Below are 26,708 nucleotides of genomic sequence, written 5' to 3' on the forward strand. Positions count from 1 at the left end.
AAGACCAACCCCCGCCCCCGGTGCGTTCCCCGGTCACCACGAGGGCCCGTGTTTCACGTGAAACACGGGCCCTCGTACTGCTGTCGAGCCGCTACGACTGGCTCTGCGTAGCCCACCACTCCTTGAGCGCGGCCTCGGCCTCTTCCTGGCCCATCGGCCCGTTCTCCAACCGCAGCTCCAGCAGGAACTTGTACGCCTGCCCCACCACCGGTCCAGGGCCGACATCCAGCGCGGCCATGATCTGGTTGCCGTCGAGATCCGGGCGGATCGAGTCCAGCTCCTCCTGCTCCTGGAGGCGCGCGATCCGCTCCTCCAGACCGTCGTAGGCCCGTGAAAGGGCGTTGGCCCGCCGCTTGTTGCGGGTGGTGCAGTCGGAACGGGTCAGCTTGTGCAGCCGGATCAGCAGCGGGCCGGCGTCCCGTACATAGCGGCGGACCGCCGAGTCGGTCCACTCCCCGGTGCCGTACCCATGGAAGCGCAGATGCAGCTCGACCAGCCGCGCCACATCCTTCACCAGCTCATTGGAGTACTTGAGCGCGGTCATCCGCTTCTTGGTCATCTTGGCGCCGACCACCTCATGGTGGTGGAAGGAGACCCGGCCGTCCTTCTCGAAGCGCCGCGTCCTCGGCTTGCCGATGTCATGGAGCAGCGCGGCCAGCCGAAGCGTCAGATCCGGCCCCTCCTCCTCCAGCTCGATGGCCTGCTCCAGCACGATCAACGAGTGCTCATAGACGTCCTTGTGCCGGTGGTGCTCATCCCGCTCCAGCCGCAGCGCCGGCAGCTCCGGCAGGACGTACTCGGCAAGCCCGGTGTCCACCAGCAGGCTGAGGCCCTTGCGGGAATGGGCGGAGAGGATCAGCTTGTTGAGCTCATCGCGTACGCGCTCCGCGGAGACGATCTCGATCCGCCCGGCCATCTCCTCCATCGCGGCCAGCACTTCGGGCGCCACTTCGAAGTCCAACTGGGCGGCGAAGCGCGCCGCCCGCATCATCCGCAGCGGATCATCGGAGAACGAGGCCTCGGGCGTGCCCGGGGTGCGCAGCACGCCCTCAGCGAGGTCGTCCAGCCCTCCGTGCGGATCCACGAACTCCTTCTGCGGCAGGGCCACCGCCATGGCGTTGACGGTGAAGTCCCGCCGGACCAGGTCGTCTTCGATGGAGTCGCCGTAGGAGACCTCGGGCTTGCGGGAGGTGCGGTCGTAGGCCTCGGAGCGGTAGGTGGTGATCTCGATCTCGAAGGTCTGCTCTCCGTCGCCGACCCGGCCCGACTTCTGGCAGCCGACGGTGCCGAAGGCGATGCCCACCTCCCAGACCGCGTCGGCCCAGGGCCGCACGATCTTCAGGACCTCCTCCGGGCGGGCATCCGTGGTGAAGTCCAGGTCATTGCCCAGCCGTCCCAGCAGCGCGTCCCGGACCGATCCGCCGACCAGGGCGAGGGAGAACCCCGCCTCCTGGAACCGGCGGGCCAGTTCGTCCGCGACAGGGGAGACCCGCAGCAGCTCGCTGACCGCACGCTGCTGCGCCTGACTCAGGGCACGGGGATTGTCTTCGTTGGCGTTCGGCACAACAGGAAAGGGTACGTGGCACCGCGCACTCGTCCCGCCCCCACCGGCCCCTGGAATCCGGCCCACCGCGGGACCGGTACCCTGCCCCAACCCGGTAGTCCGATCCGGTGGCACAGCGCGCGGCACTCAGGCACAGCGACCCTCGTTACCATGCGTGGACGCAACACCAACGAGTACCGACATCGCAGGCATCACCTGACGACGACTGACGACCACTGACGACGACGAGGACGGGCGAGCGCGTGGCCGAGGCGGCAGATCACCAGAGGACGAGTGCCTCGCCCGCCCGTCGATGGCTCCGGCGCACCGGCACCGCACTCGCCGGTGCCCCGCTGCTGGCCGGGCTGCTGCAACTCCCCGCCGCCGCCACGGCCCCCGTGAACGTACGGCCGGTCGCCGCCCAGTCCGATGCGGTCGGCTCGCACACCGTCGACGTCTCGCTGGACTCCCTCTCGCCGGACATCCCGGAGGACGGCGACACCCTCACCGTCACCGGGACCGCCACCAACAAGAGCCGACATGCGGTCAACAGCGCGGAGTTGGGCCTGCGGCTCGGTTCCGCGTTGCACGGCCGGTCCGCGATCGACGATGTGAACAGACGCAGCGGCTATCTGCCGGGCGTGGACGGCAACGCGGTCAGCGGCTCCTCGGCCACCCAGAAGTTCTCCCGGCTCGCTCCCGGCGTCACCCAGCACTTCAAGCTGTCCGTGCCGGTGGACAAGCTGAAACTCGGCGAGGACGGCGTGTACCCGCTGGGCGTCGGCCTCGCCGGCCGGACCTCGTCCCAGCCCTGGCAGCAGATGCTCGGCTTTGAGCGCACCCTGCTGCCGTACCAGTCCGAAGCCGCCGAGACCCGCACCAAGACCACCGTGCTGTGGCCGCTGATCTCCTCCAGCCATGTCACCGCGGAGACCGGCACCGGCGAGCAGCAGACGCCAATGTTCCGCAACGACGACCTCGCCAAGGAGATCGCCCCGGGCGGCCGCCTCAACCAGATGCTCTCCCTCGGCAAGAGCCTGGACGTCACCTGGGTCGTCGACCCGGACCTGCTCGCCTCGGTCAACGCCATGACCGGCAGCTACCTGATCAAGGGGCCGGACGGAAAAGCGGTCCCGGGCCGCGGCCAGAAGGCCGCCGCCCAGTGGCTGGACGACGTGGAGAAGGCCGTGGCCGGCTCCAAGGTGGTGGCCCTGCCGTTCGCCGATCCGGATCTGGCCTCGCTGGCCCACACCGGCAGGAATGTCACCGGGTCCATCAGCCACCTCAAGGACGCCACCGATGTGGCGGCCATGACGGTCGAGACGATCCTGCACACCAAGGCGGCCACCAACTTCGCCTGGCCTGCCGAGGGTGCCCTCGACCCGTCCGTGGTGGACGTCGCCACCTCGGCCGGCGCCGACACGATCATCGCCCGCAGCGACTCCTTCCCCGAGCACGGCGGCCTCTCCTACACCCCGACCGCGGCCCGGCCGATCGGCGGGGGGACCACGGCGGTGGTGGCCGACGCCCCGATGTCGACCGCCTTCAGCGGCGATATGACGCGCGCCGAGAACTCCACCCTCGCCATCCAGAACTTCCTGGCGCAGTCCCTGATGATCAACGCCCAGGACCCGGGCAAGCAGCGCAGCATCGTCGTCGCCCCGCAGCGGATGCCCACCGCCAGCCAGGCGCAGACCATGGCGGAGGCGGTACGGGCACTGCAGGACAGCGGCTGGTCGCAGGCACAGGATCTGACGGCCGCCGCCAAGGCAAGCCCGGACCCGCGAGCCACCACCCGCGTCCCCTCCTCGCGCGACTACCCGGCGTCGCTGCGACGGCATGAGCTGCCGCGGAGGGCCTTCGACGCCATCAAGCGGAAGCAGGACAAGCTGAACCGCTTCCAGGGGATCCTCGCCGACTCCTCGCGGGTGATCACTCCGTTCGGTCGGGCCATGGACCGCGAGATGTCCACCTCCTGGCGCGGCCGCACCAGCGAGGCGAGGCAGTTCCGGAAGGGCGTCTCGGACTATCTCGCGGTGCTGACCTCGGGCGTCGGGCTCATCCAGAAGTCGGAGACCAAGCTCTCCGGCCGCAGCGCCACCATCCCGGTCACCGTGCAGAACAACCTGCTGCAAGGCGTCGACCACCTCACACTCCGGCTGACCTCCACCAAGCCGACCCGCCTCAAGATCGGCGATGGCCCGTACGACGAGAAGCCGGTACTGGTCTCCAGCGGCCACAGCCAGTCCCTCAAGTTCACCACCAACGCCAACGCCAACGGCCCGGTGGAGGTGCTGGCGCAGCTCTACACGGACGACGGCCGCCCGTACGGGAAGCCCGTCAGCTTCACGGTGGACGTCAACGAGGTCACGCCGACGGTGATGCTCGTCATCGCGGGCGGCGTACTGCTGCTGGTGCTGGCCGGCTTCCGTATGTACACCCAGCGCAAGCGGGCGGCGGCCCGACGGGCGGCCACGGAGAACGCCGAGAGCCCCGAGACCGCCGACTCCCCCGACTCGACGGACGGCGCCGCGGCGGAGCGGGAGCCGGTGGCCGAGGGCGACGCCACGCCCGTGCAGCCGAGTGACGAGGCAGCGGACACCGCCCCGGAAAGCGCGGGGCCGTCCGGACCGGGTGAGAGAGTGGACCGTTGAGCGAAGCCATGGCCGCCGGGCCGGGACGATGAGGTGGGGTATCCATGAACGCGCCGTACGACGGTGACCGTCAGAGGGCAGGTGCCTCCCCGCCGGGTCCGCCACCCGGCACACCCGAGACCGGCCAGGTGCCCCCGCAGTCGACAGCCGACGGCCCCCACCACCCGCGGTCCCCCCACCCCGAGGACGGGCACGTCCAGGACCCGTACGCGCGTGACGCCCCGGATCCGTATCTGCAGGACGCCTATGCGCAGGACCCGTATCGCGCGCAGGACCTTGACGCTCAGGACCCGGTGGCCGAGGCGCTCTACGACCAGGCCGCGCACCCCCCGCCGCCCCCCGGCAGCCAGCCCGCGCCGCAGCCGCTCTACGCCCAGCCGCCCAGCACCCAGCAGCCCCCCGACCCGCGGATCTGGGCGCACACCCCGCCACCCGAGCCGGACGGCCCCACCCGCCACCTCCCGTACGGCGACGACGAGCGCACCACGCAGTTCGTCGGCGTGGACGACATGATGAGCCGGGACGGCGGACAGCAGCAGGGCGGGCAGGACGCCTTCGCCCATCTCTACCGCGACCAGCAGGTCGGCGGTGCGCGCCCGCCGGCGGAGCCCACGATGGCGCCGCCGGCCGCCCCCGCCGCGGCGGCGACCGCCCCGGCGCCCGCACAGCCCGCCACCTCCGGTGGCAAGGCCTCCGGCCTGCTGAAGTCGAGCGCGGTGATGGCGGCCGGCACCATCGTGTCCCGCGTCACCGGCTTCCTGCGCACCCTGATCATGGCCGCCGCCATCGGCGTCGGCACCCTCAACGACAGCTACCAGGTCGCCAACACCCTGCCGACGATGATCTACGTCCTGGTCGGCGGCGGCGCGCTCAACGCGGTCTTCGTACCGCAGTTGGTGCGGGCCATGAAGAACGACGACGACGGTGGCGAGGCGTACGCCAACCGGCTGCTCACCCTGGTCATGACGCTGATGGCGGCCGTGACCATCGTCTGCGTACTCGCCGCGCCGCTCTTCATCCGCATGATGGACAGCTCGGTCGCCTCCCATCCGGAGCGGATGGAGGTGGCCGTCGCCTTCGCCCGCTACTGCCTGCCGACCATGTTCTTCATGGGCATCCATGTGGTGCTCGGGCAGATCCTCAACGCCCGCGGCCGCTTCGGCGCGATGATGTGGACCCCGGTCCTCAACAACATCGTGGTCATCACCACCTTCGGCGCCTTCATCTGGGCCTTCGGCAGCTTCACCAGCTCCGGGGTGAGCGCCGACAACATCACCCCGGAAGGTGTGCGGCTCCTCGGCATCGGCACCCTGCTCGGCCTCACCGTGCAGGCGCTGGCGATGGTGCCGTATCTGCGGGAGACCGGATTCAACCTGCGGTTCCGCTTCGACTGGCGCGGCCACGGCCTGGGCAAGGCGGCCGGTCTCGCCAAGTGGACCTTCCTCTTCGTCCTCGCCAACCAGGCGGGCATGATCGTCGTCACCCAGCTCGCCACCTGGTCCGGCTCCGTCGCCGAGAAGCAGGGCTACACCGGCACCGGTATCACCGCCTTCAACTTCGCCCTGCTGCTGTGGCAGATGCCGCAGGCCATCATCACGGTCTCGGTGATGACCGCGGTGCTGCCCCGGATCTCCCGCGCCGCCCACGACGGCGACACCGCAGCCGTCCGCGACGACATCTCCTACGGGCTGCGCACCTCGGCCGTCGCCATCGTGCCCGCCGCCTTCGCCTTCCTCGCCCTCGGCGTCCCCATCACCGTGCTGCTGTACGCGGGCTCCGGCGCGGAGGGCGCCCGCAACATCGGCTACGTCCTGATGGCCTTCGGCCTGGGCCTCATCCCGTACTCGGTGCAGTACGTGGTGCTGCGCGGCTTCTACGCCTTCGAGGACACCCGCACGCCCTTCTACAACACGGTCATCGTGGCCGGCACCAACGCGGCGGGCTCCGCGATCTGCTTCCTGGTACTGCCCGCCCGCTGGGCCGTGGTCGGCATGGGCGCCTCGTACGGGCTGGCGTACCTGGTGGGTGTCGGCGTCGCCTGGGGGCGGTTGCAGCGGCGCCTCGGCGACCTGGACGGCCCGCATGTGCTGCGCACCTACTCCCGGCTCATCGGCGCCTCGCTGCCAGCCGCGATTGTCGGCGGTGGTGTGGGGTACGCGCTGTTGAAGGTCCTGGGCAACGGCGCCCTCGGCGGTCTGGCCGCACTGGTCTTCGGCGGTGCCGCACTGCTGGTCGTCTTCTATGTGGCCGCCCGCAGGATGCGGATCCAGGAACTGAACGCGCTGGTCGGTATGGTCCGCAGCAAGCTCGGGCGCTGATCTACAGCCGGCAGGGAAACCCCGCACAACCATCGCGGCCCGCCACGTGTCGTGCAGAGCGGTGGACTTTGGGCACAATTGGCTTTGGCCTCGTATGGAGTGCGATGAATGGGGAGGCAGGAACGACGGTGGCGGAACGGAGCACGGCTGCCGTCGACGTGGCAGACACCAGCGGTGAGGAATCGCTGACCGCGGAAGCGGGCGGGGCCACGGCCGACGGGGTGGACCAGACCCGGGACCAGAGCACTGCGGACGCGAGAACCACGGAGGTGGAGCACACGGCCGCAGCCTCTTCAGCCGCTGCCCCGGACTCCGATTCAGCCACCGGTGACGACGCTCCCGCCGGGGAGCCCGCCTCCAGCGCCGTATCCGCCTCACCCGTCAACGGCGCCGGCGCCAGAGCCGCCTCCGCGGCCACCCGGACCCCGCCGGAGCTGCACAGCGGCCATAAGCTCGCCGGGCGCTACCGGCTGGAGGAGTGCATCACCCGCCTCGACGGCTTCAGCAGTTGGCGCGCCGTCGACGAAAAGCTCCGCCGCGCCGTCGGCGTCCATCTGCTGGCGGCCGACCACCCGCGCGCCCGCTCTGTCCTGGCCGCCGCCCGCGCCTCGGCGCTCCTGGGCGACCTGCGCTTCGTACAGGTACTGGACGCGGTCGAGGAGAACAACCTCGTCTATGTCGTCCATGAGTGGCTGCCGGACGCGGTCGAACTGACCGCACTGCTCGCCGCCGGGCCGCTCGAAGTGCATGACGCGTACCAGATGGTCACCCAGCTCTCCCAGGCGATGGCGGCCGCGCACCGCGAAGGGCTGGCGCACCTCCAGCTCACACCGAGCGCGGTACTGCGGACCTCCACCGGCCAGTGGCGCATCCGCGGCCTCGCCGTCAGCGCGGCCCTGCGCGGCATCACCTCCGACGCACCGCAGCGCACGGACACCGAGGCCATCGGCGCCCTCCTCTACGCCACCCTGACCCAGCGCTGGCCCTACGAGGACGACGCGTACGGGCTCTCCGGTCTGCCCAAGGACGTCGGGCTGATCGCCCCCGACCAGGTCCGTGCCGGAGTCCACCGCGGACTGTCCGAGTTGGCCATGCGGGCTCTGGTCAACGACGGTGCCACCGCCTCCCGCCAGGATCCGCCGTGCACCACCCCGGACGACCTGGTGAAGGCCATCGCGGAGATGCCGCGCATCCGGCCCGCGGAGCCCACCTTCACCGCACCGCCCGAGTACCAGCGCACCACCTACCAGCAGGGCAACTACGGTCGGCCGGGCGCCAACGCCCCGGTCGTCCCTCCGGTGGTTCCGCCTCCGGCCCCGCTGCAGGGCCGTACCGGCCGGATCCTGAAGTGGGGGGTGTCGGCGCTGCTGATCGCCGCACTCGGCCTGGGGAGCTGGCAGTTGGCGACGGCGTTGATGGACCGCGGCAAGAAGCCCGGCGACACCGGCACCTCGCAGACCGAGAACGGCAGCGACAAGAACCGTCCCGGAGCCGGCAAGCAACTGAAGATCGCCTCGGCCAAGGAATTCGCACCCAACGGGCCGGGCGTCCAGGAGGACCAGGTGCCGCTGGCCATCGACGGCAAGTCGGAAACCGCCTGGGTGACGCCGCACTACAAGGGCTTCCCGAACTTCGGCAACCTGCCCAGCCGCAAGGAGGGCAGCGGCATCATCGTCGATCTGGGCAAGGTGCAGGACCTCTCCGGCGTCGATGTCTTCCTCTACCGCGGCGGCCAGAAGGTGGAGGTGCTGGCCGCGGGTGAGAGCGCTTCGGCCCCGGCGGCGCTCAGCGACTTCCCGCACCGGCTGACTCCGCTCTCCACCGCCGGGCAGCAGCTCCACAAGGACCTCGACAAGCCGGTACGGACTCGCTATGTCCTGGTGCACATCTCCTCGCTGCCGCCGGACACCACCTCCGGCTGGTACCGCGGTGGGATCTCCGAACTGAAGTTTCGCGGCACGCCCTCCTGATAACGCCCGACCGAAGCCCCTGGAGTCCGGACTCCAGGGGCTTCGGTCGGGCCTGGGAGGCACCGGTCGGCGGGCTCCCAGGGGGGTGATCGCGCTGTTTACAGGGTGGGGGGCCGCCTATAGTCTGATCGGCCCGAAGAGGCGTAGGGGGCACGGTGGGCGCGGAGGAGACCACAGGAGGTTCCGACCAGGATCTCCTCTCCCGCCACGTCGACGGCGATCCTGACGCCTTCGGTGAGCTTGTCAGACGCCACCGTGACCGGCTCTGGGCGGTGGCCCTGCGAACGCTGGGGGACCGCGAAGAGGCCGCTGACGCCGTCCAGGACGCTCTGGTCTCCGCCTACCGTGCGGCCCACACCTTCCGCGGCCAGTCCGCCGTGACCACCTGGCTCCATCGGATCACCGTCAACGCCTGCCTCGACCGGGCCCGCAAGGCCGCCTCCCGACGGACGTCCCCCGTCGAGGACACCGAGCGGCTGGAGCAGCTCCTGGAGCCGCACGAGGCCGCCTCAGCGCCGGCCGAACGCGGCGATCTGCACCGCCAACTCATCGACGCCTTGGGGACGTTGCCGCCGGAGCAGAGTGCCGCGCTCGTCCTCGTCGATATGCAGGGCTATCCGGTGGCCGAGGCAGCGCAGATCCTCGACGTAGCGCCGGGGACGGTGAAGAGCCGTTGCGCCCGTGGGCGGGCGAGGCTCCTGCCGCTTGTCTCCCATCTCCGTGCCGACAGCACCGAGGCTCCGGATTCCGTCGGCGGCCCAGGGCGGGAAAGCCGGAAGCCCGAAGCTGAATCCCCAACAGTCAAGGAGGGAAGGAACCAGAGGCGCAAAGCATCCGTCCCACCCGCAGAGACTCCCGGAGGTCGGCCTTCGGGCGTGGAACCGATCGATCCAGCAGCCGTGAAGGGCGGAGGTGGGCGCGCATGACAGCCACGACCGACACGGCCGGGCACCCCGAGATGGACGAGATCTCCGATCTCACCGAGGGCATACTCACCTCCACCCGCGCCGAAGAGGTGGAGCAGCATCTGGACGACTGCGCGGAGTGCGCCGAGGTTCATGCCTCGTTGCTTGCCATCCAGGGACTGCTGGGCAGTCTGCCGGATCCAGGTCCGATGCCGGAGGATGTCGCTGCCCGAATCGACGCCGCACTCGCCGACGAGACCAGCCGCGAGGCGGGCGACGTTTCACGTGAAACGGCTCGCGTTTCACGTGAAACACAAAGCCCTTCGATAACCACCGCCGGGTCTGGTGGGGTCGGCTCGTCCTCGGCACCCGATCGACCGGCGGGACATCCCAGGGCAGCGACCGGCCCCGGACGAAGCCGCCGGTATCGCCGTCGTAGGACGATCGCCCTCAGCGCGGTCTTCACCGCCGCCGCCATCGGTCTCGGCGGCCTGCTGCTCCAGTCCCTCGACGGTGACTCCCCGGGCCCGGCCGATGCCTCCGCGCGTCACTCCGCTTCAACGGCTGGCAGCTTCTCCAAGGATGGGCTGGAGGGCCGCGTCAGCACCTTGCTGAGCGAGAACGCCCCGCGGACCGAGTCCGGCTCCGCGGCCCCGAAGCCGTCCCTGATGCAGTCCGGCAAGGACACCCCGTCGGGCAACCACCAACTGCGCGAGACAGACGGCGCCGACACCGCGGTCCGGATACCGGCCTGCATCGCGCGCGGCATCGGCCGCAGCGAGTCCCCCCTCGCCGCCGAACAAGGCGTGTACGAGGGCTCCGACGCCTATCTTGTGGTCCTGCCACATGCGACGGACAACACCCAGGTCTCGGCCTATGTCGTCGACGCCGCCTGTGTGCACGAGCGGCCCGCCCCTCCCGGTACGGTTCTGCTGGCGCGGAGCTACCCCCGCCACTGAGGACTGCGCCCTCACCTTGCCCGATCCTCGTCCCGCTCAATGTCGTGCCCGCGTGGGCTCGGACACGTCGGGAATGCGGGCCCCGTAGGATCCGTTGGGTGGGGTGAGAGTCCGAAGACCGCTCCCTTGCAGCAGTACGCAGCAGCCGCCAGAGACGAGGAATCAAGCCGTGACCGACGTCCGAAACGTGATCATCATCGGCTCCGGGCCCGCCGGCTACACGGCGGCGCTCTACACCGCGCGCGCGTCGCTCAAGCCGCTGGTGTTCGAGGGCGCCGTCACTGCCGGCGGTGCGCTCATGAACACCACCGATGTGGAGAACTTCCCCGGCTTCCAGGACGGCATCATGGGCCCGGAGCTCATGGACAACATGCGCGCCCAGGCCGAGCGCTTCGGGGCGGAGCTGATCCCGGACGACATCGTCTCGGTCGACCTCAGCGGCGAGATCAAGAAGGTCACCGACACAGCAGGCACGGTCCATGAGGCCAAGACGGTCATCGTCACCACTGGCTCCCAGCACCGGAAGCTGGGGCTGCCCAACGAGGACAAGCTCTCCGGCCGCGGTGTCTCCTGGTGCGCCACGTGTGACGGGTTCTTCTTCAAGGACCAGGACATCGCGGTGATCGGCGGCGGCGACACCGCGATGGAGGAGGCCACGTTCCTCTCCCGGTTCGCCAAGTCCGTGACGGTCGTGCACCGCCGTGACTCGCTGCGTGCCTCCAAGGCCATGCAGGAGCGGGCCTTCGCCGACCCGAAGATCAAGTTCGTCTGGGACAGCGAGGTCGCCGAGATCCAGGGCGACCAGAAGCTGTCCGGTCTGGTGCTGCGCAATCTGAAGACCGGCGCCACCGAGTTGCTTCCGGTGACCGGGCTCTTCATCGCCATCGGCCACGACCCGCGGACCGAACTCTTCAAGGGTCAGCTCGACCTGGACGACGAGGGCTATCTGAAGGTCGAAGCCCCGTCGACCAAGACCAACCTCACCGGTGTCTTCGCCGCCGGCGATGTGGTCGACCACACCTACCGCCAGGCGATCAGCGCGGCCGGCACCGGCTGCTCTGCGGCGCTCGACGCGGAGCGCTTCCTCGCCGCGCTCGCCGACAGCGACACCGCGGCCGCAGCCGCGACCGCCTGACCACCCACCCCATCCCCCAAGCAGTAACGAGTGAAGGAGCCCGCCGTGGCCGGCACCCTGAAGAATGTGACCGACGATTCGTTCGAGCAGGACGTACTGAAGAGCGACAAGCCTGTTCTGGTGGACTTCTGGGCCGCCTGGTGCGGCCCGTGCCGTCAGATCGCCCCCTCTCTGGAGGCGATTGCGGCGGAGTACGGCGACAAGCTGGAGGTCGTCAAGCTCAACATCGACGAGAACCCGGCGATCGCCGCCAAGTACGGGGTCATGTCCATCCCGACCCTGAATGTCTACCAGGCCGGCGAGGTCGCCAAGACCATCGTCGGTGCGAAGCCGAAGGCCGCCATTGTGCGCGACCTTGAGGACTTCATCGCTGAGTGAACGGCCGAGCCGCCGTTCTTGGAAGACCGCTGTTTCACGTGAAACGCGCTGTTTCACGTGAAACACCAACGGGCCGACCCTCACCAGGGTCGGCCCGTTGGTCGTTTCCTGTGACGCCAGTTCCTAAAGAGGACGCAGTGCGGGTTCCTTCTGGACCGCTCCAAGGAGCCGGTCGATGGCCAGCTCCACGTCCTCCTTCCAGGAGAGCGTGGTCCGCAGCTCCAAGCGAAGCCGGGGATAAGCAGGGTGTGGCCGTACGGTCTTGAAGCCGACGGCCAGTAGGTGGTCGGCGGGGAGCAGGCAGGCGGGCTCCTTCCACCGGGCGTCACCGAAGGCTTCGATGGCTTTGAAGCCGCGCCGTAGCAGGTCCTTGGCAACCGTCTGCACCATCACCCGCCCCAGCCCCTGCCCCTGGTACCCGGGCATGGTCCAGGCCGTCATCAGTTGGACCGCGTCCGGGGAGACCGGACTGGTGGGGAAGGCCATGGAGCGCGGCACATAGGCCGGGGGCGCGTAGACGACAAAGCCGACCGGTACATCGTCCACATAGACCACGCGGCCGCAGGATCCCCAGTCCAGGAGGACGGCGGAGATCCAGGCCTCCTTCTCGAACTGCGGTGTCCCCGCCCTGATCGCAGCCTCACCACTGACGGGGTCAAGCTCCCAGAAGACACACTCACGGCACCGCTTGGGGAGGTCCGGAAGGTTGTCCAAGGTGAGCGGTACGAGCCGACGCCCCATGAAGGCAGATCCCTCACTTCCCATGCGCCTTGTCTGCTCGCATCGTATCCACGATGGGAATCCATCAGTACCGCGTGAAAGCAAAGAGCGGGCCGTGATCCGGTACGCAACCGGACAACGTCCCGCTCATGCCTTGCTGCTGCCAGCTTCCGCTAAGGGCCGACGGAAGGTCAGGCCTTGTCCTCGCTGTCCTCGCCGCCGCCCTTCTGAAGCACCGGGCCCTCGCCAGGAGCGAGAGTGCCCAGGATGCGTTCCAGGTCGTCCATGGAGGCGAACTCGACGACGATCTTGCCCTTCTTCTGCCCCAGGTCCACCTTGACCCGAGTCTCGAAGCGGTCCGAGAGCCGAGTGGCAAGGCCGCTGAGAGCCGGCGAGACACGGCCCCCGGCCCGCGGGCGCTTGGTGCGGGAGGCGTTCTGCGGACGCGAGCCCATGAGGTTGACGATCTCCTCCACGGAACGCACCGAGAGGCCCTCAGCGACGATCCGGTGGGCCAGCCGTGCCTGCTCCTCCGGGTCCTCCACAGCGAGCAGCGCCCGAGCGTGGCCCGCGGAGAGGACGCCCGCGGCAACCCTGCTCTGCACCTTGGAGGAGAGCTTCAGCAGCCGCAGCGTATTGGTGACCTGGGGGCGGGAACGCCCGATACGGTCGGCCAACTGGTCGTGGGTGCAGTTGAAGTCCTGGAGGAGCTGGTCGTAGGCGGCCGCCTCTTCCAGCGGGTTCAGCTGGGCCCGGTGGAGGTTCTCCAGCAAGGCGTCCAGGAGGAGCTTCTCGTCCTCTGTGGCTCGCACGATGGCGGGGATGCTCTCCAGGCCGGCCTCACGGCAGGCACGGAAGCGCCGCTCACCCATGATGAGCTCATAGCTCCCAGGGCCGGCCTGCCGCACCACGACAGGCTGGAGGAGGCCAACTTCCTTGATGGAGGTGACGAGTTCGGCGAGGGCGTCCTCGTCGAAGACCTCACGCGGCTGGCGCGGGTTGCGTGAGATGGCGTTCAAGGGGACTTCGGCGAAGTAGGCCCCGGCAGGTGTCGGAAGTGCCTCCTCCTGGGTATGCCCTCCCGTCCTCGCTCCTGCTTCCCCGACGCCCTTGCCCGACTCGGCCGGTGTCGTGGCCTCCGGGGAGACGGTGCTCTTGGGGAGGGTGGCGACCTTGGCCGCCGCGATACCGCGGTCGTTGGAGCGGGCGGGCGACGAGACACCGGCGGCCGATGTGCTGTTCCCGGCCGAGGAATGCGTCGCCTTCTCGGGACTGGGTGCCGGAGGAATGAGAGCACCGAGGCCGCGCCCCAGTCCTCGCCGTCGTTCGCTCACTGGATCCCCTCCGCCAAGTTCTGCTGGTCGCTGCCCGCACCGGGATGTGCGTGCTGCGCGTAGTACATTGCCGATCCCCGCAACGCGATCTCGCGCGCCGCCTCCAGGTAGGACAGTGCACCGCTCGATCCAGGATCGTAGGTCAGCACTGTCTGGCCGTAACTCGGGGCCTCGGAGATCCGCACAGAGCGCGGGATGCTCGTGCGGAGGACCTCCTCACCGAAGTGGTTCCGCACCTCGTCCGCCACCTGGGAGGCGAGGCGGGTCCGGCCGTCGTACATGGTGAGCAGGATCGTGGAGATATGCAGATGCGGGTTGAGGTGTCCGCGCACCAGGTCCACGTTGCGCAGGAGTTGGCCCAGTCCCTCCAGGGCGTAGTACTCGCACTGAATGGGGATCAGGACCTCGGCTCCGGCAACCAGGGCATTGACCGTCAACAGGCCCAGGGATGGTGGGCAGTCGATGAGGACGTAGTCCAAGGGCTGTTCGTAGGACTGGATCGCGCGCTGGAGTCGGCTCTCGCGTGCGACCAGTGACACCAACTCAATCTCCGCACCGGCGAGATCGATGGTGGCCGGAGCGCAGAAGAGTCCCTCGACATCCGGGACGGGTTGCACCACATCCGAGAGGGGCTTGCTCTCCACCAACACGTCGTAGATGGAGGGGACTTCGGCGTGATGGTCGATGCCCAGCGCGGTGGAAGCGTTGCCCTGGGGGTCGAGGTCGACGACGAGCACCCGCCCGCCATGGAGGGCCAGTGAGGCCGCAAGATTGACCGTGGTCGTGGTCTTACCGACCCCGCCCTTCTGATTGGCCACCACCATGACGCGGGTCTGCTCCGGTCGTGGCAAGCCTTCGCCGGCCCGGCCCAGAGCATCCACCGCAAGTTGGGCAGCGCGACCGATGGGGGTGTCGTCCATGGGTGCGGGTGTTTCACGTGAAACACCGTCTGTTTCACGTGAAACGCCGCTTCCCAAGGACTCGGTACGGGGACCGGGGACCGGATCGGTCATCGGTCCCGCGATGTTGGCGTCGGACCGCAAGGATTCACTCTCCTCGACTTCAGGCTCGCAATAGACAGAGCCTCCCATGCCTTTGGGGCGGCGAACCAGCGAGGCCCGCTCTTCTGTGGAAAAGTCCACCTCTGTGGACAACTCCGCGCCTCCTTTGGATGACCCAAGAGATCCGATGTTCTTGCGGTCCCGGGACTCGGCCGCAGCGCGGGCGCGACTGATGATGCCATTCAGCAGTGAGCGACGTTTCACGTGAAACACGATGCCGAGCGGCGCATCGCGCACCCCGTCGACACTCCGGGAGACAGGGCCACAGCACCCTTGGGTAGGTAGAACGCGGCTAGAACTCAGCGACGTCGGCGCGTGCGTCCCGTCCGGGCTGCCTTGGCTCGCTTGGCGGCGAAGCGGACTCCACCCGGGCTCTCGCCGACCTCCACCCGCACCACGGTGGACAGGGGATCGACCACGCCCTCCCCGACATGCAGTACCGAGGTCTCCACCGCACCGAGCTTGGCGAGTGCGGCGCTGGCGGCCTTCACCTCATCGGCCGCGGTGTCTCCCTTGAGCGCAAGCATCTCGCCGTACGGCCGGAGCAGCGGTACGCCCCAGGAGGCCAGGCGGTCGAGCGGGGCCACTGCGCGGGCCGTCACCACATGGACCGGGGTGAGTTTGCCTAGGACCTCCTCGGCACGGCCGCGGACCACGGTCACATGGTCTAGCCCCAGCAGCTCGACGACTTCATTGAGGAAGTTGGTACGGCGCAGCAGCGGCTCAAGGAGGGTGATCTTCAGGTCCGGGCGGACCAGAGCGAGCGGGATGCCCGGGAGCCCCGCACCGGACCCCACATCGCAGACGGTGACCGCTTCCGGGACCACTTCGGAGAGCACCGCGCAGTTCAGCAGATGCCGTTCCCAGAGCCGGGGCACCTCGCGCGGCCCGATGAGCCCGCGCCGTACTCCCGCGTCGGCGAGGAGTTCCCCGTAGCTAACCACGTCGTCAAAACGCTCACCGAACACCGCTCGGGCTTGCTCGGGCGCTGGGGGGAGCTCCGCTGCCTCCGTCACGGGGACCGTCCTTCCGTACCGCTTGAATAGTCAGGCTGACAAAGACCGGCCCCGTCTGCGAACAGACGGGGCCGGAAGCTGAGGGTCCCGCCGACCGCGACCGGACCCGGGGGTGCCGTCAGGCAGGAAGGACGACCACGAAGCGCTGCGGCTCCTCGCCCTCGGACTCGCTGCGCAGCCCGGCGGCCTTGACGGCGTCGTGCACCACCTTGCGTTCGAAGGGCGTCATGGGCTTGAGCTTGACCGGCTCGCCGCTGCTCTTGGCCTCGGAGGCGGCCTCGGCGCCGATCTCGGAGAGCTCCGCACGCTTGTTGGCGCGGAAGCCGGCCACGTCCAGCATCAGACGGCTGCGGTCGCCGGTCTCGCGGTGCACGGCGAGCCGGGTCAGCTCCTGGAGCGCCTCCAGCACCTCGCCGTCCCGGCCGACCAGCTTCTTCAGATCGCGGCCGTCGCCGTCGCTGACGATGGAGACCGCGGCCCGGTCGGCCTCGACGTCCATATCGATATCGCCGTCGAGATCGGCGATATCCAGCAGGCCCTCAAGGTAGTCCGCGGCAATCTCGCCCTCCTGCTCAAGGCGTGTGAGGGTGTCGCCGGCCTCGGCAGGGGGCGCGGTGATGCCTTCCTTCACTGGATGGACTCCTTCTACTTCTTGGACGGGTGCTTGGGCCGCTGCGGGCCGCCCTTGCGCGGTCCGGACTTGGCTTGGCGGGCGTTACCAGATGCGGGGGTGGACTTGCCACCGGACTTGTCCTCGCTCTTACCGGACTGGGTGTCGTCGCCCCCGTCCTTCTTCAGCGAGGGCTGTGCCGCGGACTGGCCGGCCCTGGAGCGCCCCTGGCTCTGGTTGGCCTTGGGGTTGGCCTGCGCGCCGGTGTGGTGCCGCTGGGACTTGCTCTGGCGCTTGGGCTGCTGGCGCTTGGGAGTACCGGCAGTCGTGGTGGTGTCTTCCTCGCCGTCGGCGGTCACCACCGCGGTGGCGTTCTCGCTGAGGACGACAGACCCGTCCGCCTGGGCGGCGAGACCGGACTTGCTCAGGCCGTTGATGAACTTTCGCTCGTACTCGTTGCGCTCGCGGCCCTTGGCGACGATGGCCTTGACGATGGCCTTCTCGCGTCGGTTACGGGTCTTGCGGTGGTGCGTGACGTGCTTGTACAGGCGCTCAAGGTAGGCGGCCTGGGCCTTGCTCCCGGGCGTCGGGTTGTTGTGGATCACGTACATCTGCTGGCCCATGGTCCACACGTTGGTGGTCAGCCAGTAGACGAGGACGCCGACGGGGAAGTTGATGCCGAAGACGGCGAAGATCACCGGGAAGACGTACATCAGCATCTTCTGCTGCTGCATGAAGGGCGTCTTCACCGTGGTGTCGACGTTCTTCATCATCAACTGGCGCTGCGTGTAGAACTGCGAGAACGACATCAGGAGGATCATGATCGCGGTCACGACCCGGACGTCGGTCAGCGAGGCGCCGAGCGCCGCGACCTTGTCCTGGCTGTCCATGAACTTCGCGGCGAGCGGGGCGCCGAAGATATGTGCCTTCTGGGCGCTCTGCAGCAGCGGCTGGTCGATGACGCCGATGGTCTTGCCGTTGGCGATGCCGCTGAGCACGTGGTACAGCGCGAAGAAGAAGGGCGACTGCGCCAGGATGGGAAGGCACGAGGAGAGCGGGTTGGTACCCGACTCCTTGTACAGCTTCATCATCTCTTCGGACTGGCGCTGCTTGTCGTTCTTGTAGCGCTCCTGGATCTTCTTCATCTCGGGCTGCAGCGTCTGCATCGCCCGGGTCGCCTTGATCTGCTTCACGAAGAGCGGGACCAGGCAGATACGGATCAGCACCACCAGAGACACGATGGACAGGCCCCAGGCCCAGCCCGTGTTAGGGCCGAAGATCGCCCCGAACAGCGTGTGGAACTGCACGATCACCCATGACACGGGTGTCGTGATGAAGCTGAAGAGGCTGGCAATCGTGTCCACTAATCAGGCTCCTTGAGCATGGGACGGGGTCTCGGCGACCGGGCTCTTGGTCTCGGCGGGGTTGTCCCCGGAGGGCTCGCCGGTGGCGGAGGGCCCGCCCTTGCGTTCGCGCCAGGCATTGCGCAGCAGCTCGTGCCAGCGCGGTCGCTTGCGCTCCGGAACATGGTCCACACCGCCGAGCGACCACGGATTGCACCGCAGCAGACGCCAGGCGGTGAGCGCCGTGCCCTTGATCGCACCATGCCGGTCGATGGCCAGGTAGCCGTAGCGAGAGCACGACGGGTAGTACTTGCACACCGGCCCGAGCAGTGGGCTGATGGTCCACTGGTACAGCTTGATCAAGGCCAGCAACGGGTACTTCATCGCGCGCCCCCTCCCAGCAGCCGTGTGAGTGCGGCGTCCAGGTCTCGGGCCAGCTTTTCGGAATCGGCACAGCCCGCATCGGGCAGGGCTCGTACGACTACCAGGCTACCGGGCGGCAGAAGTGGCAATCGGTCTCGTATGAGGTGGCGGAGTCGGCGCTTCACGGTGTTCCGCACGACTGCGTTTCCCACGGCTTTGCTCACGACGAAACCCGCACGCGACGGGGGAGCGTTCTCCCCCGGGGCGTGCGGGTCCGTTGCACCGCTACGTAGGTGGACGACGAGAAGCGGGCGTCCGGCCCTGCGTCCTCGGCGAACCGCGGCGGCGAAGTCCTCGCGCCGCCTCAGCCGATGCTCGGTAGGCAGCACTCCGTCATGACCTGGGTGTTCAGGCGGACAGGCGGGCGCGACCCTTGCTGCGGCGGGACGCGAGGATCGCGCGGCCGGCACGGGTGCGCATCCGCAGCCGGAAGCCGTGGGTCTTCGCGCGACGACGGTTGTTCGGCTGGAAGGTGCGCTTGCTCACTCGGGGGCTCCAGTAATGATTCGAAGGATGGCGGGTGCCGCCTGGCTGTCACCGTGCGCCCACGAGTAGCTCGCTTACGCCCGAGTGCACCGCTTCGCGACCACTCAGCGTGATCTTTGCCCATCGGAGGCAGGCGGCAGCAGCCATCGACAACTCGACCTCGCCACGGTACGTGGGGCTACGCCATCCGGTCAAACCAAGGTTCCGCGCCCCTGTTGACAAGGTCCGGAGGGGACCCGGCAGGGCCACGGCTGCACGGTCCGCCAGCGCATACGGGAGACTATGCACAGGCTGTGGACAACAACTTGAACCCTGGCCGTCGGGCTGACTACCGTGGCCGGACTCTGGATTCTTCCTCCCGCCCCGCGACGGTCCGTGCCCTTTCCGTCGCGCGCCCCGGCCGAGTTCCGCCGAACTCTGCTCGTTCCTGCCTGACGAATGCCGACCATCCCAAGAACCCCACGTTCGCGGGACCTGTGAGAGAGCGTGCCCTGTGGCTGACGTACCCGCCGATCTTGCCGCAGTGTGGCCCCGGGTTCTGGAACAGCTACTGGACGACGGGCGCGGGCAGGGCGTCGAGGCGAAGGACGAGCACTGGATCCGCCGCTGCCAGCCGCTGGCGCTGGTCGCCGACACGGCGCTGCTCGCGGTCCCGAACGAGTTCGCCAAAGGCGTGTTGGAGGGGCGGCTGGCGCCGGTGGTCAGCGAGACGCTGAGCCGCGAGTGCGGCCGGCCGATCCGGATCGCCATCACCGTGGACGACTCGGCGGACGAGCCCGGACCGGAGCCCGCGCCCGAGCCCGGCGGACACCGCGACACTTACGACCGCGACCCGTACGAGGGGACGCGCGAGCCCTATGAGGGCGGCGGGTACGGCCGGCGTGCGGGCGAGGACCAGGCGCCCCAGCATCCGCTTCCGTCCGACCGACCGGACCGACCGGTCCGTCCCGAACTCGCGGAGCGCGGCGACCAGTTGCCGGCGGCCCGGCCCGCCTATCCCGAGTTCTCCGGGTACTCCGAGAACTCGTACCCGGACTACCCGGAGTTCCCGCAGCAGTCCGGGGAGCACGGGCAGGCCGGGCAGCATGGGGGAGGGCCTGCCGGCGGGGTGCCCTATCAGCGGCCCGAGCCCGGGGCCTGGCCGCGGTCGGGGGCCGGTCAGGACGAGTACAACTGGCAGCAGCCGCGGCTCAGCTTCCCGGACCGCGATCCGTACGCCTCGCCGCAGCAGCCCCGCCACGACTACCGCCCGCCCGGCGCCGAGCGCCCCGGCTACGACTCCGACCGCCCCACCCCCGGCCGCCCCGCCTACGACCAGGACCGCGGCTACGACCAGGACCGCCCGCAGCGCACCGAGTACGAGCCCCAACGCGGTGACTACGACCAGCGCCCGGAGTACGAGGCCCAGCGGTCCGAGTACGAGCCGCGGGAGGCGCGGGGGGAGTACGAGCCGCCGCGTGCTGACTACGAGGGCCGCGGTGAGTACGAGGGGCGGGGGGAGCGGCGGGAGCCGGTGCCCGGGGGGATGCGTTCGGGGCCCGGTGGTCCGGGTGGGGGCGGGATGCCGCCCGGCCGGCCGGGGCATGGCGCACACGGCGCACACGGCGGGCACGGAGTGCACAGCGGCGGCCCGGTGTCGGCGCCGCTGCCCGCGCCGAGCGGAGCGCCGGGCCCGCTGGCGGCGCAGCCCGCACCGGCTACCGGGCCGGGCGAGCCGACAGCCCGCCTCAACCCGAAGTACCTCTTCGACACCTTTGTGATCGGCGCCTCCAACCGCTTCGCGCACGCGGCCGCGGTCGCCGTCGCCGAGGCCCCGGCCAAGGCGTACAACCCGCTCTTCATCTACGGGGAGTCCGGACTCGGCAAGACGCACCTGCTGCACGCCATCGGGCACTACGCGCGCAGCCTCTACCCGGGGACGCGGGTGCGGTATGTCAGCTCGGAGGAGTTCACCAACGAGTTCATCAACTCGATCCGGGACGGCAAGGGCGACAGCTTCCGCAAGCGGTACCGGGAGATGGACATCCTGCTGGTGGACGACATCCAGTTCCTCGCGGACAAGGAGTCGACGCAGGAGGAGTTCTTCCACACCTTCAACACCCTGCACAACGCGAACAAGCAGATCGTGCTCTCCTCGGACCGGCCGCCCAAGCAGTTGGTGACGCTGGAGGACCGGCTGCGAAACCGTTTCGAGTGGGGCCTGATCACCGATGTGCAGCCCCCCGAGCTGGAGACCCGGATCGCGATCCTCCGGAAGAAGGCGGTCCAGGAGCAGCTCAACGCCCCGCCGGAGGTACTGGAGTTCATCGCCTCGCGGATCTCGCGGAACATCCGGGAGCTGGAGGGCGCGCTGATCCGGGTGACGGCGTTCGCCTCGCTCAACCGGCAGCCGGTGGACCTGGGCCTCACCGAGATCGTCCTCAAGGATCTGATCCCGGGTGGCGAGAACGCGGCGCCGGAGATCACCGCCACCGCCATCATGGCGTCCACCGCGGACTACTTCGGGCTCACGGTGGACGATCTGTGCGGCTCCTCGCGCAGCCGGGTGCTGGTGACGGCCCGCCAGATCGCCATGTATCTGTGCCGGGAGCTGACCGATCTGTCGCTGCCCAAGATCGGGGCGCAGTTCGGCGGCCGCGACCACACCACGGTGATGCACGCGGACCGCAAGATCCGGGCGCTGATGGCGGAGCGGCGCTCCATCTACAACCAGGTCACCGAGCTGACCAACCGCATCAAGAACGGCTGACAGGGCCTTCGTCCGGCCGCACGTCCGACCGCGGCCCCGGCCTTCGTCTCGCGCCTCTCCTACGGGCGCCCGGTGACCTCAACACCGGGCGCCCGTAGGCGTTTTGGGGACCGCGCTGCCTGACCGGCGCCCTTCCGGGACCCCGACCGGCGGCCTCCCGGCACTCTGGCCAACGCCCCGACCGGCACCCCAACTGGCGCCCCGCGCAAGCGAATCCGCTCCCGGCACGAGGGCGTCGGCAGTCCTCCGGTGTTCGATTTCCGTCGAGGTTACGGGTGTTCTCCACAGATTCGCCGACTTTCTCGCGTCCACACCCTGGGGAGAGGAAAGTTGTCCAGATGGTGTCCACAGGCAGAGGTGGCTGAGGGATGATCTCCCAGGTGGGCAGGTTGTGGATTCGTGGATAACGGTCTTCCACAGACTGTGGACAACGGATTCGTCCACAGGCCGCTTCGAGAGTTGTCCACCGGCAACCCACAGGCTGAGGCCACTTGTCCCCAGCTTTCCCCAGCTTCTCCACACCCCTGTCCACTGTTCGGCAACACAACGCGCCCGCTCACCGGCCCGAGTGAAAGCCGTCACACCGGAGGTCGGGACAGGCCTGTGGGCAACCCGGAAAAATCTGGGGACGAGGCTGGGGACAAGTGGGCCGTCCCTGTGCATGGGGTGTGCAGAACTTTCCGTCGTCCACAGTCCGGCCGAGTTGTCCACCGGCTCCGCCCACAGGACCGGTGGATAAAAAACCGCCTCTGACCTGGGAAAACGACGTTATCCACGGTATCCACAGGCCCTACTACTACTGCCACACAGTTAGACCAGGGATTCCGTTTCGAAGTGGGGGCTGTGCACAACTCTCGCTTCGGCGGTCAGGCCGGGCCGGTCGCGACTTGACCGGGAGCGGCAACGACTGTCAGTGCGGTGCGTCAGACTGGTCCCCGGTGTCCTTCCCGTCCCGGGAGCCGGTGACACCGGGCCAGACGACGAATGACGAGCAGGGCGAGAGCGCCGGCAACAGCAGGAGGCGGCTTACGTGAAGATCCGGGTGGAACGCGACGTACTCGCGGAGGCGGTTGCCTGGGCGGCGCGCAGCCTGCCGGCCCGTCCTCCGGCGCCGGTCCTCGCAGGGCTGCTGCTGAAGGCCGAGGACGGGGCGCTGAGCCTGTCAGGCTTCGACTACGAGGTCTCGGCGCGGGTCTCGGTGGAGGCCGAGGTCGAGGAGGAGGGCACCGTCCTCGTCTCCGGCCGCCTCCTCGCCGACATCTGCCGCGCCCTGCCGAACCGCCCGGTGGAGATCTCCACAGACGGTGTACGGGCGACGGTGGTCTGCGGCTCCTCCCGCTTCACCCTCCACACCCTGCCGGTGGAGGAGTACCCGGCGCTGCCGCAGATGCCCACCGCCACCGGCACTGTGCCCGGTGAGGTCTTCGCCTCCGCCGCCGCGCAGGTCGCCATCGCCGCGGGCCGGGACGACACCCTGCCGGTGCTCACCGGTGTGCGGATCGAGATCGAGGGCGACACGGTCACCCTGGCCTCCACCGACCGCTACCGCTTCGCGGTACGCGAGTTCCTGTGGAAGCCCGAGGTGCCGGACACCTCCGCGGTCGCCCTGGTCCCCGCCAAGACCCTGCTGGACACCGCCAAGGCCCTGACCAGCGGGGACAGCGTGACCTTGGCTCTCTCCGGCTCCGGTTCCGGCGAGGGCCTGATCGGCTTCGAGGGCGCCGGCCGGCGTACCACCACCCGGCTGCTCGAAGGCGACCTGCCGAAGTACCGCACGCTCTTCCCCACCGAGTTCAACTCCGTGGCCGTGATCGAGACCGCCCCCTTCGTGGAGGCCGTCAAGCGCGTCGCCCTGGTCGCCGAGCGGAACACCCCGGTCCGGCTCAGCTTCGAGCAGGGTGTCCTCATCCTGGAGGCCGGCTCCAGCGAGGACGCACAGGCTGTGGAAAGGGTCGACGCGCAGTTGGAGGGCGACGACATCTCCATCGCCTTCAACCCGACCTTCCTGCTGGACGGCCTGAGCGCGATCGACTCCCCGGCCGCGCAGCTCTCCTTCACCACCTCGACCAAGCCGGCGCTGCTCAGCGGCCGTCCGGCGGTGGACGCGGAGGCCGACGACGCCTACAAGTACCTGATCATGCCGGTGCGGCTCTCCGGCTGACGGCGGCCGCGGTGGCCCGCTACCTCTGCCCGGGGCGCCGGCGCCCCGGGGCCCGCGGCTGAGCGGTTCTGTCCACAGGTGTGCACAAGACCCCGGGCGTAGGCTCGGACGCGGGTACGAAGATGTGCCGGTTCGCGATCTCGCAAGTGAAGGAACAACTGATGGAGCTCGGTCTCGTCGGCCTCGGCAAGATGGGCGGCAATATGCGTGAGCGCATCCGCCGCGCAGGCCACACCGTCCTCGGATACGACCGCAACCCGGACCTCGCCGATGTCCACAGCCTCGAAGAGCTGGTGGGCAAGCTCAAGGGCCCGCGGGTGGTGTGGGTCATGGTGCCCGCCGGTCCCGCGACGCAGTCCACCGTCGACGAGCTGGCGGCGCTGCTGGAGCCCGGCGACGTCGTGGTCGACGGGGGCAACTCCCGCTGGACGGACGACGAGAAGCACGCCGTCGAGCTGGGCCTCAAGGGCATCGGCTTTGTCGACTGCGGTGTCTCCGGCGGCGTCTGGGGCCTGGAGAACGGCTACGCCCTGATGTACGGCGGCGACAAGGACAACGTCGCCAAGGTCCAGCCGGTCTTCGACGCGCTGAAGCCGGAGGGCGAGTTCGGCGCGGTGCACGCCGGGAAGGTCGGCGCCGGCCACTTCGCCAAGATGGTCCACAACGGCATCGAGTACGCCATGATGCAGGCCTATGCCGAGGGCTGGGAGCTGCTGGAGGCCGTGCACTCGGTGACCGATGTGCGCGAGGTGTTCCGCTCCTGGCAGGAGGGCACCGTCATCCGCTCCTGGCTGCTGGATCTCGCGGTCAACGCCCTGGACGAGGACGAGCACCTGGAGCAGCTGAAGGGCTTCGCCCAGGACTCCGGCGAGGGCCGCTGGACGGTGGAGGCCGCCATCGACAACGCGGTGCCGCTGCCCGCGATCACCGCCTCCCTCTTCGCCCGGTTCGCCTCCCGCCAGGACGACTCGCCGCAGATGAAGATGATCGCCGCGCTGCGCAACCAGTTCGGCGGCCACGCCGTCGAGAAGAACTGATCCACAACTGATCCACACCCTGGGGAGGCCGGCGCACCGCCATGCACGTCACGCATCTGTCGCTGGCCGACTTCCGCTCGTACGCCCGGGTCGAGGTTCCGCTCGATCCGGGCGTCACCGCCTTCGTCGGGCCCAACGGGCAGGGCAAGACCAATCTGGTCGAGGCCGTCGGCTATCTCGCCACCCTCGGCAGCCACCGCGTCTCCTCGGACGCGCCCCTGGTCCGGATGGGCGCCGAGCGCGCGGTCATCAGGGCCTCGGTCCGCCAGGACGAGCGGCAGCAACTGGTCGAGCTGGAACTCAACCCGGGCCGGGCCAACCGCGCCCGGATCAACCGTTCCTCCCAGGTCAGACCGCGTGACGTGCTCGGCATCCTGCGGACCGTGCTGTTCGCGCCGGAGGATCTGGCGCTGGTCAAGGGCGACCCCGGGGAGCGCCGCCGCTTCCTGGACGAGCTGGTCACCGCCCGCGCCCCGCGGCTGGCCGGCGTCCGCTCCGACTACGAGCGCGTCCTCAAGCAGCGCAACACCCTGCTGAAGTCCGCCGCCCTGGCACGGCGGCACGGCGGCCGCGGCATGGACCTCTCCACGCTCGACGTGTGGGACCAGCATCTGGCCCAGGCCGGCGCCGAGTTGCTCGCCCAGCGGGCCGCGCTGGTCACCGCCCTCCAGCCGCTGGCCGACAAGGCGTACGAGCAGTTGGCGCCCGGCGGTGGGCCGGTCGCGCTGGAGTACAAGGCGTCCGCGGCCGGGCTCACCGGGCAGGATCGCGAGGAGCTGGCCGGGCAGTTGCTCACCGCGCTGGGCGAGGCCCGCAAGCAGGAGATCGAGCGCGGGGTGACGCTGGTCGGCCCGCACCGCGACGACCTGCTGCTGAAGCTGGGCCGCCTCCCCGCGAAGGGCTACGCCAGCCACGGCGAGTCCTGGTCGTACGCGCTGGCCCTGCGGCTGGCCTCGTACGAGCTGCTGCGGACGGACGGGCGGGAGCCGGTGCTGGTGCTGGACGATGTCTTCGCCGAGCTGGACGCCCGGCGCCGGGAGCGGCTGGCCGAGCTGGTGGCCCCCGGCGAGCAGGTCCTGGTGACCGCGGCGGTCGACGACGACGTGCCCGGGATGCTCAGCGGGACCCGATTCGAGGTCTCCGAAGGCCGGGTGGAAGAAGTATGAGCAACGCCACATCGGGGGCCGGGGACGAGCAGCGTCCGGCCGCGGATCCGTCCGGAGCCTCCGGTGTCGACCTGGCGCGGGTGGCGTTGCGCGCCGCCAAGGAGCAGGCGCGGGCCCGCGGCGCGGCCGCCCGCCAGCGCACCCAGGCCCGCCGTGGAGGCCTCCGCTCCGGGGCCCGTGCGGACGGCCGGGATCCGCAGCCGCTGGGCAGCGCCATCAGCCGGCTGATCACCGAGCGGGGCTGGGAGACACCGGCCGCGGTCGGCGGTGTGATGGGCCGTTGGCCGCAGATCGTCGGCGAGGACCTGGCCAAGCACTGTGTGCCGCAGCGCTATGACGACGCCCCTGACGAGCGGGTTCTGACGGTTCGTTGCGACTCCACGGCCTGGGCCACGCAGTTGCGGCTGCTCGCTCCGCAGCTCGTCGCCCGGCTCAACGAGACCCTCGGCCAGGGCACCGTACGGCTCATCAGAGTGCTCGGGCCGCAGGGTGCCGACCGCCGGTTCGGACCGCTGCGGGCACCCGGCAGCAGAGGCAGCGGCGACACCTACGGCTGAGCCGCGCCGCGCCCGCCCGGCCCGCCGCGGACCCGTTGCAATGGCATCCGCACGGCACCGTAGTGGGAGGTTGACGCTCTGAAGCGCTGAGCGGCGCTGTGAGCCTCTTGGAGCCCTGGTCCCCATATGGGGAGTCGGCAGAGGCCGTCTCAGGGCGGCACATGCGGACTCAGGTACCGGCAA

At 69.4% G+C, this 26,708-nt stretch carries 22 protein-coding genes; 12 read left to right on the plus strand and 10 right to left on the minus strand.

The genetic code is table 11. The features are described 5' to 3' along the window. Positions 1-91: 91 nt before the first annotated feature. Positions 92-1,564, minus strand: coding sequence for a CCA tRNA nucleotidyltransferase (locus ACFVST_RS06475; protein WP_390147469.1), 1,473 nt, complete (start codon positions 1,562-1,564; stop codon positions 92-94). Positions 1,565-1,806: 242 nt separating this feature from the next. On the opposite strand from ACFVST_RS06475, the gene ACFVST_RS06480 reads away from it, so the two are divergent. The 7 genes from ACFVST_RS06480 (at position 1,807) to trxA (ending at position 11,862) form a co-directional block, all read left to right on the plus strand. Continuing rightward, positions 1,807-4,197 (plus strand): DUF6049 family protein, encoded by a 2,391-nt coding sequence (locus tag ACFVST_RS06480; RefSeq protein ID WP_390147471.1) that lies wholly within the window; start codon positions 1,807-1,809, stop codon positions 4,195-4,197. A gap of 44 nt (positions 4,198-4,241) precedes the next feature. Continuing rightward, positions 4,242-6,515: a murein biosynthesis integral membrane protein MurJ gene (murJ, locus tag ACFVST_RS06485; RefSeq protein ID WP_390147473.1), complete on the plus strand. Its 2,274-nt coding sequence runs from the start codon at positions 4,242-4,244 to the stop codon at positions 6,513-6,515. Positions 6,516-6,643: 128 nt separating this feature from the next. Beyond that, positions 6,644-8,485 (plus strand): protein kinase family protein, encoded by a 1,842-nt coding sequence (locus ACFVST_RS06490; protein ID WP_390147475.1) that lies wholly within the window; start codon positions 6,644-6,646, stop codon positions 8,483-8,485. Between the two features lie 155 nt (positions 8,486-8,640). Next, on the plus strand, positions 8,641-9,411 hold the full coding sequence (sigM, locus tag ACFVST_RS06495) for an RNA polymerase sigma factor SigM (protein ID WP_390147477.1): 771 nt from the start codon (positions 8,641-8,643) through the stop codon (positions 9,409-9,411). Next, the gene (locus ACFVST_RS06500; protein ID WP_390147479.1) at positions 9,408-10,349 is read left to right on the plus strand and encodes an anti-sigma factor family protein; all 942 of its coding nucleotides are present in this window, start codon (positions 9,408-9,410) and stop codon (positions 10,347-10,349) included. The genes sigM and ACFVST_RS06500 overlap by 4 nt, the downstream gene beginning before the upstream one ends. Before the next feature lie 169 nt (positions 10,350-10,518). Then, positions 10,519-11,484, plus strand: a complete 966-nt coding sequence (gene trxB / locus ACFVST_RS06505; protein ID WP_390147481.1) for a thioredoxin-disulfide reductase — start codon at positions 10,519-10,521, stop codon at positions 11,482-11,484. A 45-nt stretch (positions 11,485-11,529) separates the two neighbouring features. Next, positions 11,530-11,862 (plus strand): thioredoxin, encoded by a 333-nt coding sequence (gene trxA, locus ACFVST_RS06510; protein WP_390147483.1) that lies wholly within the window; start codon positions 11,530-11,532, stop codon positions 11,860-11,862. A gap of 123 nt (positions 11,863-11,985) precedes the next feature. Here the strand turns inward: trxA and ACFVST_RS06515 are convergent, their stop codons facing one another. From ACFVST_RS06515 to rpmH, 9 genes are all read right to left on the minus strand, one after another. Beyond that, a complete protein-coding gene (locus ACFVST_RS06515; RefSeq protein ID WP_390147485.1) occupies positions 11,986-12,603 on the minus strand; it encodes a GNAT family N-acetyltransferase in 618 nt (205 codons plus the stop codon). 170 nt (positions 12,604-12,773) lie between these two features. Continuing rightward, positions 12,774-13,916: a ParB/RepB/Spo0J family partition protein gene (locus ACFVST_RS06520; protein WP_390147487.1), complete on the minus strand. Its 1,143-nt coding sequence runs from the start codon at positions 13,914-13,916 to the stop codon at positions 12,774-12,776. Further along, positions 13,913-15,007 carry a ParA family protein gene (locus ACFVST_RS06525; RefSeq protein ID WP_390147709.1) on the minus strand — a complete coding sequence of 365 codons (1,095 nt, stop codon included), beginning with the start codon at positions 15,005-15,007 and terminating at the stop codon, positions 13,913-13,915. Before ACFVST_RS06525 ends, ACFVST_RS06520 begins: the two co-directional genes overlap by 4 nt. A gap of 269 nt (positions 15,008-15,276) precedes the next feature. Then, a complete protein-coding gene (rsmG, locus tag ACFVST_RS06530; RefSeq protein WP_390147489.1) occupies positions 15,277-15,993 on the minus strand; it encodes a 16S rRNA (guanine(527)-N(7))-methyltransferase RsmG in 717 nt (238 codons plus the stop codon). Positions 15,994-16,111: 118 nt separating this feature from the next. Beyond that, entirely contained in the window at positions 16,112-16,624 is a 513-nt protein-coding gene (locus tag ACFVST_RS06535; RefSeq protein WP_390147491.1) for a protein jag, read from the minus strand. A 14-nt stretch (positions 16,625-16,638) separates the two neighbouring features. Beyond that, on the minus strand, positions 16,639-17,967 hold the full coding sequence (gene yidC / locus ACFVST_RS06540) for a membrane protein insertase YidC (RefSeq protein WP_390147493.1): 1,329 nt from the start codon (positions 17,965-17,967) through the stop codon (positions 16,639-16,641). A gap of 3 nt (positions 17,968-17,970) precedes the next feature. Continuing rightward, positions 17,971-18,330 (minus strand): membrane protein insertion efficiency factor YidD, encoded by a 360-nt coding sequence (yidD, locus tag ACFVST_RS06545; protein ID WP_390147495.1) that lies wholly within the window; start codon positions 18,328-18,330, stop codon positions 17,971-17,973. Continuing rightward, entirely contained in the window at positions 18,327-18,698 is a 372-nt protein-coding gene (gene rnpA / locus ACFVST_RS06550; protein WP_390147497.1) for a ribonuclease P protein component, read from the minus strand. Before rnpA ends, yidD begins: the two co-directional genes overlap by 4 nt. Before the next feature lie 19 nt (positions 18,699-18,717). Continuing rightward, positions 18,718-18,855, minus strand: a complete 138-nt coding sequence (gene rpmH, locus ACFVST_RS06555) for a 50S ribosomal protein L34 (RefSeq protein WP_003956500.1) — start codon at positions 18,853-18,855, stop codon at positions 18,718-18,720. Between the two features lie 523 nt (positions 18,856-19,378). On the opposite strand from rpmH, the gene dnaA reads away from it, so the two are divergent. The 5 genes from dnaA (at position 19,379) to ACFVST_RS06580 (ending at position 26,525) form a co-directional block, all read left to right on the plus strand. Further along, positions 19,379-21,604, plus strand: a complete 2,226-nt coding sequence (dnaA, locus tag ACFVST_RS06560) for a chromosomal replication initiator protein DnaA (RefSeq protein ID WP_390147711.1) — start codon at positions 19,379-19,381, stop codon at positions 21,602-21,604. A 1,030-nt stretch (positions 21,605-22,634) separates the two neighbouring features. Then, positions 22,635-23,765 carry a DNA polymerase III subunit beta gene (gene dnaN, locus ACFVST_RS06565; RefSeq protein WP_390147499.1) on the plus strand — a complete coding sequence of 377 codons (1,131 nt, stop codon included), beginning with the start codon at positions 22,635-22,637 and terminating at the stop codon, positions 23,763-23,765. 161 nt (positions 23,766-23,926) lie between these two features. Next, positions 23,927-24,802, plus strand: coding sequence for a phosphogluconate dehydrogenase (NAD(+)-dependent, decarboxylating) (gene gnd / locus ACFVST_RS06570; RefSeq protein WP_390147500.1), 876 nt, complete (start codon positions 23,927-23,929; stop codon positions 24,800-24,802). Positions 24,803-24,843: 41 nt separating this feature from the next. Beyond that, positions 24,844-25,968, plus strand: a complete 1,125-nt coding sequence (gene recF / locus ACFVST_RS06575) for a DNA replication/repair protein RecF (protein ID WP_390147502.1) — start codon at positions 24,844-24,846, stop codon at positions 25,966-25,968. After that, positions 25,965-26,525, plus strand: coding sequence for a DUF721 domain-containing protein (locus tag ACFVST_RS06580; protein WP_390147504.1), 561 nt, complete (start codon positions 25,965-25,967; stop codon positions 26,523-26,525). The genes recF and ACFVST_RS06580 overlap by 4 nt, the downstream gene beginning before the upstream one ends. The last annotated feature ends 183 nt before the right edge of the window (positions 26,526-26,708 follow it).

The sequence above is a fragment of the Streptomyces sp. NPDC058045 genome (assembly GCF_042885635.1).
GTDB lineage: Bacteria > Actinomycetota > Actinomycetes > Streptomycetales > Streptomycetaceae > Streptomyces.